This window comes from Chryseobacterium sp. MYb328, from assembly GCF_037572595.1.
Taxonomy (GTDB): Bacteria; Bacteroidota; Bacteroidia; order Flavobacteriales; family Weeksellaceae; genus Chryseobacterium; species Chryseobacterium pennae.
Genome location: NZ_JBBGZQ010000003.1, coordinates 152,244 through 167,459, shown reverse-complemented (window position 1 = coordinate 167,459; position 15,216 = coordinate 152,244). Strand labels below are relative to the sequence as shown.

13 protein-coding genes and 1 riboswitch are annotated in these 15,216 nt (G+C 36.3%); of the genes, 12 read left to right on the top strand and 1 reads right to left on the bottom strand.

The features are described from left to right. The first annotated feature begins 196 nt into the window (after positions 1 to 196). The 12 genes from WH267_RS04785 to WH267_RS04730 all read left to right on the top strand — a co-directional run bounded on the left by WH267_RS04785 (position 197) and on the right by WH267_RS04730 (position 14,586). Positions 197 to 466 (top strand): YHS domain-containing protein, encoded by a 270-nt coding sequence (locus tag WH267_RS04785; RefSeq protein ID WP_115967912.1) that lies wholly within the window; start codon positions 197 to 199, stop codon positions 464 to 466. After that, positions 453 to 1,127 carry an SCO family protein gene (locus WH267_RS04780; RefSeq protein WP_340006402.1) on the top strand — a complete coding sequence of 225 codons (675 nt, stop codon included), beginning with the start codon at positions 453 to 455 and terminating at the stop codon, positions 1,125 to 1,127. Before WH267_RS04785 ends, WH267_RS04780 begins: the two co-directional genes overlap by 14 nt. 160 nt (positions 1,128 to 1,287) lie before the next feature. Further along, positions 1,288 to 1,962, top strand: a complete 675-nt coding sequence (locus WH267_RS04775; RefSeq protein WP_115967911.1) for a superoxide dismutase — start codon at positions 1,288 to 1,290, stop codon at positions 1,960 to 1,962. Positions 1,963 to 1,965: 3 nt separating this feature from the next. Next, on the top strand, positions 1,966 to 2,337 hold the full coding sequence (locus WH267_RS04770; protein ID WP_340006145.1) for a hypothetical protein: 372 nt from the start codon (positions 1,966 to 1,968) through the stop codon (positions 2,335 to 2,337). Positions 2,338 to 2,576: 239 nt separating this feature from the next. Then, entirely contained in the window at positions 2,577 to 3,500 is a 924-nt protein-coding gene (locus WH267_RS04765; protein WP_340006143.1) for a hypothetical protein, read from the top strand. Positions 3,501 to 3,504: 4 nt separating this feature from the next. Next, entirely contained in the window at positions 3,505 to 5,484 is a 1,980-nt protein-coding gene (locus WH267_RS04760) for a TonB-dependent receptor plug domain-containing protein (protein WP_340006141.1), read from the top strand. A gap of 47 nt (positions 5,485 to 5,531) precedes the next feature. Beyond that, positions 5,532 to 6,398, top strand: a complete 867-nt coding sequence (locus WH267_RS04755; protein WP_340006139.1) for an MbnP family protein — start codon at positions 5,532 to 5,534, stop codon at positions 6,396 to 6,398. Positions 6,399 to 6,414: 16 nt separating this feature from the next. After that, positions 6,415 to 7,434, top strand: coding sequence for a cytochrome-c peroxidase (locus WH267_RS04750; protein WP_340006137.1), 1,020 nt, complete (start codon positions 6,415 to 6,417; stop codon positions 7,432 to 7,434). 130 nt (positions 7,435 to 7,564) lie between these two features. Next, positions 7,565 to 7,751, top strand: a riboswitch (cobalamin riboswitch). Between the two features lie 113 nt (positions 7,752 to 7,864). Beyond that, entirely contained in the window at positions 7,865 to 9,907 is a 2,043-nt protein-coding gene (locus tag WH267_RS04745; protein WP_340006134.1) for a TonB-dependent receptor plug domain-containing protein, read from the top strand. After that, entirely contained in the window at positions 9,904 to 11,040 is a 1,137-nt protein-coding gene (locus tag WH267_RS04740) for a YncE family protein (RefSeq protein WP_340006133.1), read from the top strand. Before WH267_RS04745 ends, WH267_RS04740 begins: the two co-directional genes overlap by 4 nt. Positions 11,041 to 11,055: 15 nt before the next feature. Continuing rightward, a complete protein-coding gene (locus tag WH267_RS04735; RefSeq protein ID WP_340006131.1) occupies positions 11,056 to 12,273 on the top strand; it encodes a cell surface protein in 1,218 nt (405 codons plus the stop codon). A 30-nt stretch (positions 12,274 to 12,303) separates the two neighbouring features. Continuing rightward, complete coding sequence (locus tag WH267_RS04730; RefSeq protein WP_340006129.1) at positions 12,304 to 14,586, top strand: T9SS type A sorting domain-containing protein; 2,283 nt, start codon at positions 12,304 to 12,306, stop codon at positions 14,584 to 14,586. Positions 14,587 to 14,997: 411 nt separating this feature from the next. On the opposite strand, the gene WH267_RS04725 is transcribed toward WH267_RS04730, so the two are convergent. Then, complete coding sequence (locus tag WH267_RS04725) at positions 14,998 to 15,216, bottom strand: hypothetical protein (protein WP_340006127.1); 219 nt, start codon at positions 15,214 to 15,216, stop codon at positions 14,998 to 15,000.

Here is a 15,216-nt window from a genome sequence, read left to right as displayed (position 1 = left end):
TAAATAATTTATTAAGTATTTTTCAAACAAGGCTTAACCAATAAGTGCTTAAAGACTTTCTCATTTTGAATAAGTTGAAATGTTCAATTTTATGATAACGTCTTATCAAGTTTAAATGTATGGTGTGATTTATTTTTGATGTATTATTTAGTTCCATAATTTTATTCAATAGTATTAATTTCAATTGATCATTAAAATGAAATCTCCATTTATTTTGACGGCTTTGCTGTCAATTATCCTGTTGTCATGTGCAAAAGAACCTCAGGTAAAACATAAAAGTAATATGACTTCTTCAGGGGAAAATATTAAAATACAGGTAGTGAATGAAGAAGATCCCATCTGTCACATGAAGACGGCAGGATTTCTAAAAGATACAGCAGTATATAAAAATAAGACATATGGCTTCTGTAGTTCCTATTGTAAAGATGAATTCAAGAAAAATCCTGAAAGCTATGCCCAAAAATAAGCAGAACAATAAGAGCAAGGTGATTATCCCGATTGCCGTTATTGCATTACTTTTCCTGGGAATAGGAATTGGGATGGGATATTTTAAAAAGAATCTTTATACGGTGATGAAAGTTCCTGATTTTGAACTTACCGATCAGAACGGTAAAAAAATCACCAATAAAGATATGCTGGGGAAAGTGTACCTGGTAGAGTTTTTTTACAGTAAATGTCCTACGATTTGCCCAGTGATGAATACGAATATGAAGGCGATTCAAAATCAGATCAATAATCCTGAATTCGGAATCATTTCCATCAGCATTGACCCGGAAAATGATACGCCGGAAGCATTAAAAGAACATGCACAAAGAATTGGAGCGAAATCTTCCCACTGGCATTTTCTTACTGGTGACAGAACGTATATCGGCAAACTTGCCGATCACTTCAATATCTATGTGGGAGAAAAGGAAGATGAGGCAGAAAGTCTTAACCACAGCGGGATGATTGCGTTAGTAGATGAAAAAGGAAATATCCGTTGCAGATACAATAAAGATAATATGCCGATCCTTTATTATTCAGGATTGAATTATGAAGATCCGGAGGGAAAAACGCCCAAATTAACCGGAAAATATCACCCGGATAGAGAAATTCTGATTGAAGACATTAAGAAGTTATTGGATTAGGAGGGAAGAGGGAAGCAAGAAGATGGAAGTACTTTTTGTTTATTGAATAAAAAGTGTACAGAAGATCATCTTTTCTGTTTTGGCTGATATAATTTCCAGCCTTCAACCTCAAACTTCTATCCTTCAAAAAAAATATTGTTAAACCATATAACAAAACATTATGAAGATTATGAAAATAGCTGCTTTAGGAGCAGTATTTGCGGCTCAGTTTACACTGGCTCAATTTAAGCAAACCCCTTTACCGTATGCTTATAACGCATTGGAAGGATCGATAGATGCGCAGACAATGGAAATCCATTATTCAAAGCATGGTGCTGCATATGCTGCCAACTTGAATAAGGCCATCGCCGGAACCCCACAGGAAAAAGAAACTTTGATTAAGATTCTTTCCGAGACGTCCAAATTAAGTCCTGCTGTAAGAAATAATGCGGGTGGACATTATAACCATGAGCTTTTCTGGACTATCCTTACTCCTGAAAAAAATACTCAACCCTCTGCAAAATTAGCAAAGGCTATTAATGAAACTTTCGGAAGTCTGGATGCTTTCAAAGAAAAAATGAGCAAGGCTGGTGCAGACCGTTTCGGATCAGGGTGGGCATGGCTTTCTGTGGATAAAAACGGAAAACTTTTCGTTTCCTCTACTCCCAATCAGGACAATCCTTTGATGGATATCGTAGAAGAAAAAGGAACTCCTATCCTTGGAATAGATGTTTGGGAGCATGCTTACTACCTGAAATATCAGAACAAGAGAGCAGATTATCTTTCAGCAATCTGGAATGTTCTGAACTGGAAAGAAGTCAGCAAAAGATATGAAGAGGCTCTAAGCAAGAAATAATTCATGAAATTTATTTACAGCATACTTTTTATAGGCTATATGGTATTCAGACCTCTGATACCTCTGGCTGAGTATGCTGTAAATTATGATTATATCGTTAATACTCTTTGTGTCAATAAAAGTAAGCCAGAACTCCATTGTAATGGAAAATGTTACCTGAGTAAAGAGCTTGCAAAAGCCAATAACGAGACAGAATCCATTCCTTTCAATAAAATAAAAAACTCAGGGCAGAAAATTCTTGATATCTATACACTTCCTGAGATTACAGAGGTTACCTTCCCTGGAAAAATTATACTTTCCAATTTCAACTTTATCTATGAAACAGCTTATTCTTTTCTGTTTCTGAATCTCATTTTCAAACCACCGGTTTTTTAAGTTTTATCTATAAAATACTACCACAAAAGTTTATTTAAGAATGCTTAAGTAAGCTAAAATATTTATGGGCGAAAAGTTCACAAAACTTGAAATTTTTTGATTTTCAAAAAAGCTTATGTGCACTTCTAAACGGTTTATTGATCAGCTTTAAAAATCTTTTGTGCCTTTTGTGGTAAAAAATATTGGATGTTTCTGCATTCAATGTATATCTATTGTATTTACCAACTAAAAAATCAACAATGAAAATGTATCAACTTTTCGTAGTGAGTATCCTGTTGATGGCTATTTCCTGCACCCTCGACAAAACGGATTATGAAAGCGAAATCAATACAGCCGTTCCGGAACACTATGAGTTTAAAGAAGCAACGGCTATCAATAGAGATCAATATAAAATAAGCATTGAGACTTTAAACGGAACATTTTACCAGGGGTATAATGAAATCAGAGTAAAGATTACCAATACTCAGACTAATGAAAATATCACTGCTTCAAACACTACTTTTTTACCCATCATGACGAATGCTGATGGAAGTAAAAGATCATGCCCTTATCAATACGCTTTGGATTATAAACCGGAGGGAAAGTATTATTCAGGATATTCTGTATTTACGGATAAAAGCAATTCCATTCTAAGCTGGAAACTTTATATGAGTTTCAAAGTGAAAGAGGTAACATATACGGTCAATAAAGATATTGCGGTAAATGAGCAAAGCAATAAGAATCTTAATATGACTTCGTTTACAGGAAATGATGGCGGGCAATATTATATTGCACTTATTGCCCCTCAAAAACCTAAAGTGGCGGAAAACAAATTGGTAGCAGGAATTTATAAATATAATAAACCTACTATTCCTGCCGGAAATTTTCCCGATCCTTCACAGTTTTCATATTCAGTGGTAAATGGATATACGCTGCAATTGGATCCGAGAATGCCGGAACCATCAATGGGAAATCATTCCTCTCCTAATAATCAGGATTTAATACAAGGGGATGACGGACTGTATCATGGTGTTGTCAACTATACAATGACAGGAAACTGGACTTTAAATTTTATCATGCTGAATCAAAATGGTAAGATCATTAAGGGAACTAAGGTTTCAACAGATTTTACACCTGGTGTTCCGGGAACCAAAAGTGAACTGTTTATTGATACTTTATTCTGATTTTATGAAGCAGTTCGGAATTATATTGATCTTTTTGGGAGTGACAATCAATGCACAACACCAAAAAGTAAAAAAAGACAGTATTGCCCATTTAGCTGAGGTAAAAGTAAAAAGCAATAAAAAGAAGATTGAAACGGATATGAAAATGGCTGTTTCAGTGGATGAATTTCTGGCATCTTCTGATAAAATAAGCTTTATAAAACGGGGTGCATATGCATGGGAACCTTTACTCAATAATATGAGTACGGAAAGATCTGTCATTACCCTTGATGGAATGCGCATCTTTGGAGCCTGTACTGATAAAATGGATCCTGTTACCTCGTATATGGAAAGCAATAATCTTTCAGGGATAGATATAAAATCAGGTCAGGAAGGGAGTTCACACGGAGCAACAGTAGCCGGAAGTATTGATCTGAAAAGAAAAAGTACCTCTTTTGGTCTTGAAAAAAAATGGAATGGAACTTATCAGACAGGTTTTGAATTCAATAATAAACAGTTTTTCAATCTTGGAAATATTTCCTATTCCGGGAAAAAGCTTGTGGTAGATGGGAGTATCTCATTCCGGAAAGCTGGTAATTATTATGACGGAAACGATGCCGAAGTGAATCACTCTCAATATAATAAGTTCAATACCGGAATTGGAATAGCTTACAAAACAAGTCCCTTATCTTCAATTAAAGTGGATGCGATTTTTGATATGGCAAAAAACGTTGGATTTCCCGCACTACCAATGGATTTATGGCTTTCCAGGGCAGTGATTACTTCAGCGTCTTACAGGCAATTGTTTAAAGAAGGATTAATAAAATCCTGGGATACAAAAATCTATTTCAATACCATTGAACATTATATGGATGATACCAACCGCCCTGAAAATCTGGTACACATGGATATGCCGGGCTGGAGTACTACCTATGGTTTGGTTTCTTCAATGAACCTCACTAAGGAAAGGTATACCTCAGACATAGAGATCAATGCCTACAATAATACATCTATTGCAGAAATGCGGATGTATCCGCAGGATAGAAAGAACAGAACTATGTTTGCTTATAGCTGGCCTTGGGTGACCACACGTTTTGCCAGCCTTTCGATGAATAATAAATGGGATATCTCAGATAAAAGCCGGTTGAGTTTCGGAGGATCATTAGGGCTGAATTATAATGAGTCTAAATATGCCGAATTTAACTGGATCTTCCATCCTGGAGCATCACAGCAAAAAACAAGAATTCTTCCCAGTTTACATGCAGGTTACCAATTTACCAATAATCATTTTAATTTTTCTGTAGGAACTGGTTACGGACACAGAGCACCTTCCGTTTCAGAAGGATATGGATATTATATTTACAACAGCTTTGACCGCTATGACTATATTGGAAACCCTGATTTAAAAAATGAAATTTCTTACGAAACCAATGCCAGTGCAGGTTTTAAAAATGAAAAAATGAGTATTGAAGCCAAAGTAAATTACTTCTATATTCAGAATTATATTATCGGAAAAATTTTAAGTCTGGGAAGTCCCATGAATTATCAATCCGTAGGAGTGAAGGCTTATACTTCACTGGATCATGCGACCCTCTTTAATATGTCTCTGAATGCAAATTATAGCATTATCTCGGATTTACATTGGAAAGGAACGATAACATATGCAAGAGGAAGGGATGATAAAGGAAAAAATCTGCCTTTCATCCGCCCTTTAAGCTATCTGACCTCATTACATTATACCCATGGGAATTTTGGAATTCAGACCTCTATAAATGGAGATTTTATCCAGCTCAATTACAGTCCGGAATATGGTGAAGATCAGACGCCGGCATATACCATATGGAACTTTTCCATGGATTATACTTTCAGAATCAAAAAACTTAGAACCGTTTTTCAGGTAGGAGCCGAAAACCTGTTAAACAAATATTACAGCACCTATGCAGACTGGGGAAACATCCCAAGAATGGGGCGTAATATTTATACGTCTTTAAAATTCAACTTTTAAAGATGACAAAAACTTTAATTAAAACAACAACAACTAAAATTTTTAAAATGCAAAACTTAAAACAATATCTACTATTATCCGCTTTTTCATTAGGTGTAATTTCTTGCCAAAACAGTGATGATAATCCTGTTGCCAATAATGTTACCCTTGAATTCAAGAATACGTTTAGAAATGAAACGATTGTTCTCGGAGGTGCCACTTCAAGTACAGCCACTATCAATACTTCAGCAGAAGGACAAGTTCATCATTTTTCAGAATTGAAATATGTGATCAGTAATATTCGTCTGGTAAAAGCAGATGGTAATGAAGTTCCTTATAAAGTCAATGATCTGGATCAGGGCGCTACCGTGATTGACCAATCAAAACCGGAAACGCTTCGTTATTTGCTGAGTAATATCCCTGCCGGAGAGTATAAAAAGATCAAATTCGGATTAGGAGTAAAAAAAGACCTGAATGTTTTGGATCAGGTGAGATTTCCAAAGTTCTATGCCACTGTAGGTTCTAACGATACCCAAATGATGTGGGAATGGGGAGCAGGGTATCGTTTTACAAAAATCGAAGGTTTTTATGGAGTAGATAACAAACAGATGTCTATCCACACAGGAAGTACTATAAAAGGATCAGAAGGTAATTTTACCCAGGGAGTAGATGCATATAGAGATGTGACTTTAGATCTTTCTCAACATGCCATTGTAGATAACAAAGCGCCTAAAATTATTATTAAAGCAGATTTTGATAAACTGTTAACGGGGAAAATTAATACGATTGTATTGGTTACGGGAACAGGATCAGATGGTAATGCTACTCCGAATATTCATACTGCTAACCAAATGGTAAAATTTGTTGATAACCTTGGTGGAAATGGTTCAAGTGATATTTCCGGAATGTTTTCAGTGAGTGGTGTTGAAAACTAGACTCTTCTCTGCTGCAATGAAAAAAGGATTAAGTTTTTTAGCCATTTTCATTCTGTTAATATCTTGTAATAATGATCGTTACGAACCTATTTCTGACGATAATCCACAGGTCTTGCTCAATATTCCGTCTGGGTTTCCGGAACTAAACAATTCGGTGAACTCTAATAAACCTACAAAATATGGAGTAGAATTAGGGGAGAAATTATTTAATGAGAAAAGGTTAAGTGCAGATAATACTATTTCCTGTTCCAGCTGTCATATTCAGGGAAATTCTTTTGCAGATCATAATGCACAGGGAATAGGAATTCAGAATAGAGTAGGGTTGCGAAATGTTCCCGCTATTCAGAATATGCTCTTTATGAAGTTTTATAATTGGGATGGCAATATCCTTGAATTGGAAAAACAGCCGTTGGTTCCTATTATTACTCATGAAGAAATGGGGTCTTCTATTCTGGAAGTGATAGGGAAAATAAGGGATGATATGATGTATAAAGATTTATTCAGAAAAGCATTTGGAGATGAAGCCATTACTGCTGAAAGGATTTATAAGAGTATTGCACAGTATGAGTACACTCTGATTTCTGCCAATAGCAAGTATGATAAGGTAAAACGGAAAGAAGGAGAAAGTTTTACAGAAAATGAAGCCTTGGGATATCAGACTTTTCAACAGAAATGTGCGGGTTGTCATAATACAGAGTTGTTTACTGATCAGAGTTTCAGGAATATTGGGTTTCCTGTAAATCCGGATACCAATGAAGCCGGCCGTGGAAGGGTTACGGGTATTCCGGCAGATTATATGAGTTTTCGGGTTCCTTCTTTAAGAAATGTAGAATATACAGCACCTTATGGAAGTTATGGACAGTTCCCAACATTAAGGGCAGTCCTTGATTATTTTGACAAAGGTGTTTTATCTGCAGATAACCTTGATCCTGTTTTTAAAAATAATGGAAACAGAATTCCTCTCTCGGAGCAGGAAAAGACAAATCTTATCCTGTTTATGAAAACGCTTAGTGATCGTGAATTTGTAAAAAAATAATCACGGGTAAAAACAGAAAAACTCAACAAAAATTGATTGCTTAAATCCCGTTACAATCTAGCGGGATTTTTCATGTTTACTAATTGATAATCATTTTATTCTGCATGCCATCGTATCTGGTGAGAATTTTATATCTTTGCCGGAATTTGGTGAGCCATAATAAGCTCTTAAAAGGGAATCCGGTGAAAATCTGGAACAGACCCGCTGCTGTAAGCTCCGCACCAAAGTTTTTGAAGAATAGATCCACTGTTTTTAGGAATGGGAAGGATTTCAAAAACGGAGTAAGTCAGAAGACCTGCCAGAAATAATAAACGTTTGACGCTTTCGTGGAATAAAGCTTAGGACAACAATGATTCTGTGCAGTAACAGCTGTGCTTTGTCGTTGCTTTTCTTATATCCATTAGCGTCATCATGATCCATGAATGAGCTAATGATAGCAAAACTAACTACATTTCAATTCCATACAATTGTTTTCACGGTATTCGTGTTAACCTCTCAAATTCTATTTTCTCAAACCAGAAAAAAAGACAGTATCAAAGGAGAAGTCATAAAGACTGTCAATATTTACAAAAAAAACTTTAAAGAAATCTTGCCTGCACAGGTCTTACAGGGTGAAGAGCTTGAAAGGCTTAATAGTCATTCTGTTGCGGATGCATTAAGGTATTTCTCCGGAGTTCAGATTAAAGATTACGGTGGAATGGGTGGTTTGAAGACGGTCAATATCCGAAGTATGGGAAGCCAGAATGTAGGTGTTTTCTATGATGGAATCCAGCTTGGGAATGCTCAGAACGGAGTGGTCGATTTGGGAAGATATTCTCTGGATGATCTGGAAGAGATCTCGTTGTACAATGGTCAGAAAAGTGAAATTTTTCAACCGGCAAAAGACTTCGGATCGTCAGGATCTATTTATTTACAACCCAAAACACCGGTATTCACAGGAAACAGGAAAACCAATCTTCTGATCAGAGCAAAAAGTGCTTCTATTGATTTATTTAATCCTTCTTTTCGCTTAGAGCAAAAGATTTCAAAAAGAATTTCAGCAAGCGTCAGTGCAGAATTTCTCCAAAGTGATGGGCTTTATAAGTTCCACTATAGCAGGAAATATCCTAATGGGGCTACTGCTTCTGATACTATTTCCAAAAGATATGACTCCGACATTAAAGCAAAACGCTTTGAAGCTGCTCTTAATGGAACTTTAAATAACGGAAGCTGGAATATACGAGGGTATGGTTATATTTCAAACCGTGGTATTCCGGCACCTATTGTGAAGAACCGTTTTAAGGCAAGAGGAGCAAGAATGCTTGATGAAAATTATTTTGTTCAGGCCAATTTCAGGAAAAAGCTGTTTCCTAAGCTTGAAACTCAGCTGAAGGCAAAGTTTGCTTACGATTACACTTATTTTAACGATACGGTATTGTCTCAGTCTGCGATGCCCGCCATCAATACTTATATTCAACGGGAGGTTTATCTTTCCTCTTCCAATGTATACTCTATCACTCCTAATTGGGATGTCAGTCTGAATGGAGATTTTCAGTATAATAATATGGATGCTAATTTGTATAAATTTTCATATCCTACCCGCTATACTACACTTGTTGCTTTAGCTTCTACCTACCAGTGGAACAGGTTTAAGTTTTTAGGAAGTCTTTTAGGAACATTTACTTTTGAGGAAGTAAAAATGAATAAGCGCCCTGATGACAGGAGAGAATGGACACCTGCTTTCTTTATGAGTTATCAGCCGGAAGCAATGCCAGAGCTTACCCTCAGAGCTTTCTATAAAAATATCTTCAGATTGCCAACCTTTAATGACCTGTATTATACGAGTGTTGGAAATACCTATCTGCAACCTGAGTTTACCCATCAGTATGACGTAGGATTTACCTATCAGAAAAGGTATGATCATTCCCTATTTAAAGGTCTTTATGTAAAAGTAGATGGCTATTATAACAAAGTAAAAGATAAAATTGTAGCAGTGCCAACCACTAATATGTTTCGTTGGATGATGGTGAACCTTGGGAAGGTTGAAATCATTGGAGTAGATGTAAACGTACAGGCTGAAATGATGTTAGGGAATGTGAAAATTAAACCATTATTATCGTATACCTATCAGAGAGCTCAGGACAAAACAAACAATGGCGGAGAGAAAGAAACCTATTATGGAGAACAAATTCCTTATACGCCATGGCATAGCGGATCCTTTACCTTAATGGCTGATTATAAAGACTGGAGCTTCAACTACAGTACAATTTATGTAGGGAAAAGATATGACGGGCAGCTGGATAATATTCAGTATAATTTTATTCAGCCCTGGTATACCCACGATCTTTCTATTCAGAGAAAACTGAGCCTGGCTGGACATCCTTTTAAAATCAATCTGGAAATGAATAATGTTTTTAACCAGTACTATGATGTGGTACTCAATTATCCTATGCCGGGAAGAAACTTCAGGCTCACTTTAAACTTTAATTTATGAAAAAGTTAAATATTTGTTTTCTGTTTTTGACATTAATTGCGCTTGTCTCCTGTCGTACCGATGATGTCATTATTCCCATGGAAGTAGTGGAAGGACTTAATCCTGTAGAGAATACAGGAATAAAAGGATTCTATGTACTGAATGAAGGAAATATGGGAAGCAATAAATGCACCCTTGATTTTTTTGATTACACGAAAGGGACATATTTCAGAAATATCTATTCCGAGACCAATCCAAATGTTTTAAAAGAACTGGGTGATGTAGGAAATGATATTAAAATCTATGGCAGTAAGCTTTACATTGTAGTCAATGTTTCCAATACCATCGAAGTGCTGGATGCTAAAACCGCCAAACATATCAAGTCTATTTATCTACAGAATTGCAGATACATGACCTTTAAAGATGGAAAAGCGTATGCCAGCAGTTATGCAGGACCTGTGGATATTAATCCGTTAGCTCCCAAAGGAAAAGTAGCAGAAATAGATACGGTATCGCTGACTATTCAACGTACAGCAACAGTAGGATATCAGCCTGAAGAAATGGAAATTGTGGGTAATCAATTATTTGTTGCCAATTCCGGAGGATATATGGTTCCAAATTATGACAGAACTGTTTCAGTAATTGATCTGAACACTTTTACAGAAAAGAAAAAAATTGATGTAGCCATCAACCTTCACCGTCTTAAAAAAGACAATTACGGAGATCTGTATGTAAGTTCAAGAGGAGATTATTACAACGTTCCTTCCAATTTATATCTAGTGGATGCAGCAACAGGAGTGATAAAGAAAGACTTTCATATTGCTGTCAGTGAAATGACCATCGTAAATGATAAACTGTATTACTACGGAAATGAATTCAATTACAATACTCACGCGTATGTAAAAACATTTGGAATCATAGACGTAAAGACCGAACAGGTTATTTCCAACAGAATAATTGATAAGGAGTATGAAACAATCATTAAAACGCCTTACGGAATAGCAGTAAACCCAATTACCGAAGATATTTATATGACAGATGCCAGAAACTATGTGTCCATGGGATTTGTATACTGTTTTGATAAAAACGGACATTTTAAATGGAAGACTGAAGGCGGAAATATCCCTGCCCATTTTGCCTTTTTATATAATTAAATGAAACTGAGAAACATGAATAAAAAAACTATTAATTATTTAACAGCCGGGTTTTTATCCCTTCTGTTTGTAGGAATAATTGCTTCTTGTCAACATGATGATGAGGTTGCAGCACCTATCGATCCCGAAGTAATACCTCCAATGTTTAAAGGATTAGATACTGCTTATACCATTGAACGCTTCAGAGTATTGAGTATTCCTACGAATATTTCGGGAAACATCACCTGGAGCATTAATGATTCCATCATTTCCCAGAATTCAGAACTGGAATTTATCAGCACCAAGACCGCTATTTATCCTTTAACATTAAAAGTAGGAACTGATAAAGTATTTCATTCTAAAATCAAAGTGACTAAGGAAGCAGGAACGCTAAGTAAGTATATTTCTAAAGTATTTGACTTTCGTCCGGCTGTAGGACAGTTTATGAATGAAATTCCTGAATTCGATCAGGGAAATACAACCGCAGATATGATCAAAAAAGCCAATAACTATCTGGTAGGATCTAATTCCTCTATGGTAAGTCTTGGAGGTTTTGGAGGATATGTCGTATTTGGTTTTGACCATACCATTCCCAATATGGAAGGAAGAGATTTTAAGGTCTTAGGAAATGCATTTTTCGGAAACTCTGCCAATGATCCCCGCTCAGGAAGCTGTGAGCCGGGAATTATTATGGTAGCTTATGATAAAAATAAAAACGGAAAGCCTGATGATGATGAATGGTATGAAATTGCCGGAAGTGAATATTTTAAAAATACAACCACCAAAAATTACAGCATTACCTATTTCAAACCCAATGAAAATAAGACACCTGTTCCTGGAAATGATCCTTGGCAAACCGATATAGAATATATTAAATGGCAGGATAACCAGGGGAACACGGGATTTAAAACAAGAAATACTTTCCACTCACAAAGTTATTATCCTTTATGGTTTTCAGATGCCTCTTACGGGTTTACAGGAACAAGACTTAAAGATAATTTTTACGACCAAAGCGGAGCCGGGAACTATTGGGTAGGAAAATCCTACGAATTCGGATATGCAGATAATGCCCCCAATAATGATGAGGCTTCCAATATTGATATTTCATGGGCCGTTGACAGAAACGGAAAATACGTAAAACTGCCGGGAATTGATTTCGTAAAAGTATATACAGGAATAAACCAGGAAGCTGGTTGGCTGGGAGAAGTTTCTACAGAAGTGGCAGGAGCCTACGATTTGCATTTAAAAAAATAACGAACATAAAATATATTTAAATCAATAAAAATGAAAAAGTTTTACCTTTTTACCCTATTTTTTCTGTTTGCATTTTTCACGAATGCTCAGATAAAAGTACAGGGTGTACCGCGAAATGATATTTCGGGGAATAACCTTTCGAATACCATCAATAAGAATGCTGCAACGAACATCAGTTTTTCTGATATTCAGTATTGGGTGGGAACAGGTTCTAACCAGGCTGCATTCGTAGTACAGTGGAATGACAGTAAAAACCCGGATGCTTTGGTATGGGGATTCAGATGGGATGGTAATGCGACAGGTGAAGATATGCTTAAAGCCATTGCAAAGACAGACAAAAGATTCTTTACATTGCTTTATCAGGGGACTCAGTTCGGAACTGCAATAGGAGGATTGGGATTTGATTTGAATGGACAGGATTCTAACGCATTGATTAAAAGCGGTAATGCGACTTACCCTCTGTATCCTATTGATGGTATTGTAAATACAGCAGCGTATGATTTTGATGATTATTTGGCAAAAGATATCAACGATCATTGGAAGTCAGGTTGGTATAATGGATTTTGGTCTTATTGGGTGAAAAATCCAGCTGATGCTGACTTCGGGTTTTCTGGTGTGGGAGCTTCCTCCCGTGCTTTAGAAAATGGATCGTGGGATGTTTGGAATTACAGCCCGGATTTTCAAACACCCGCAATATCTTCTACTCTTACAGCGGTTTCCCCTTATGTAAGTTCTACCAACTTTACCAACGGATTCTTTATGGTGAATGAAGAATGGTTCGGGCACACTAATGGTTCCGTAAACTTTATAGATAATAACGGATCAATCAATTACCGTGTTTACAGCAATGCAAACAATAACAATGCTTTCGGAGCCACTACTCAATATGGAACCATCTACGGAGATAAATTTTATTTTGTATCCAAGCAGGCAGCTGATGGAGGAGATACCCAGTATACACCAGGAGGCAGATTGGTAATTGCCAATGCACAGACGATGCAGAAAATTGCAATATTTAACAATATTGGAGGTGGAGACGGAAGATCATTCTTAGGTGTAAATGAGACCAAAGGATATATTGGAGCGTCTAATGGTATTTTCTTGTTTGATATTGCAAACCTACAGGTTGGTAATATGATTGCAACAACTGGTGGCGGAAGTCAGTATGCCGGACAGATCGGAAATATGATTCGTACTTCAAAATACGTTTTTGCAGTAAAACAGACTGCAGGAATTTTAGTAATTGATCCAGCTACAGATACTGTTGTGAATACGATTGCCGGAGCTTTTATTTCAGTGGTTCAGGCGAAAGACGGAAGTATCTGGGCAATTCAGAATCAGAAATTAGCTAATATTGATCCTACAACCCTTACAGTACAGTATTATAATATTCCCACTACAAAATATTCTGACTCATGGGGCGCATGGAATGCAGGAAGCTTTACAGCAAGTAATACAGAGAATACATTGTATTGGATCAAAGCCGGTTCTGGATTTAATCCCGGAAATCAGGTAGTAAAATTTGATGTTACTACGAAGGTATTTAATGAAAGCTTTATTACATTACCAGGACAAACAGGAACTTATAAGCAGATCCCTTACGGTGCTGCACTTCGTGTAAATCCTTCTACGGGTAATCTTATTTTGAATACCACAGAAAGTGGATTTGGAGCCCATTATCAAAAAAACTGGATTCATACGTTTAATGTAGCTGGAGCACTTATTGATACAAAAATATTGAATGATTACTATTGGTTTCCTTCATTGGCTGTGTTCCCAGATAATACAGCTCCTGTAGTCAACAATACATTCCCGTCACAGGTTACCGCAACAGGAACTACAACTATTGATCTGAAGACAATGGTTTCTGATGAAGACAGTTTTGGTTCATCTATTATAAAATCTGTAAAATCAAACTCTAATCCATCAGTAGTAATGGCTGAAATCAATGTTAATGAAGAATTGGTACTTACTCCAATAGGTTCAGGAACTGCAGATATTGTAATCAGCTTCAACTCTAACGGGAAAGTAGTAGAGAAAACGCTTAAGGTGAACAGTACTACATCTACACTGGCAACAGCAGAGGTGAAGAAACTGGAATTCGGTATTTATCCCAATCCTGTTACAGATATTTTATATATCAAAACGCAGGAAAAAGTGGTAAATGTTTCTATTTATGATGTTTCAGGTAAACTGATCAATACTCAGTTTAACAACGGACAGGTAAATGTAAGCATCTTACCAAAAGGAATGTACATTCTAAAAGCTACAACTGAGAAAGCAGTATATCAGCAAAAACTAATTAAAAATTAATTTTAGCATAGCTAATTTTTGTTTCACTCTGACCCGGCCAGGAATTGGCCGGGTTTTTTTTATAGAAACGTTGCGTATTTTATTTGGCGTTGTCAGAAAAAGATGAAAATCTTATGTTTTTTGTACTAAAATTGACAAAGAAGGAATGATCGAAATACAGAAGCTACGCCCTTTTAGTTATTGAGGTTGTAGGATGCGTGTAGAGTATTCGGAGTATCATAGATATTACAACTGTTGTATATAAGGTGTACGCGTATTTTTGGCGTTTGAGCGATGGGAAATATATTTTTGTTTAAAATCAAACCAAATGGAAAACAAAAGAAATTATTTATTATCCATTGATATTCTTTGCGAATGTTTTGTTCTATCAGGTAGGTCTAGGTAGGGCCAACCCCAGGGGTGCGTTAGACATCAATTAAAGAAACCACCAATAAATGGGGTTGGTTTTCCTACCAATGCAGATTGTAAAAACATGATCAATTCAAAAGAAGGAGAGTCTGTTATAGGAACAATTATATATGATTCCACATTAAGTTGTGTAAGGATATATAAACCTACAGGATGGCCAAACTTCCTTTGTTGCCAATGTGGTCCTACACCAGGCTCAGGTTTTACTTTAGACTGTTCCAC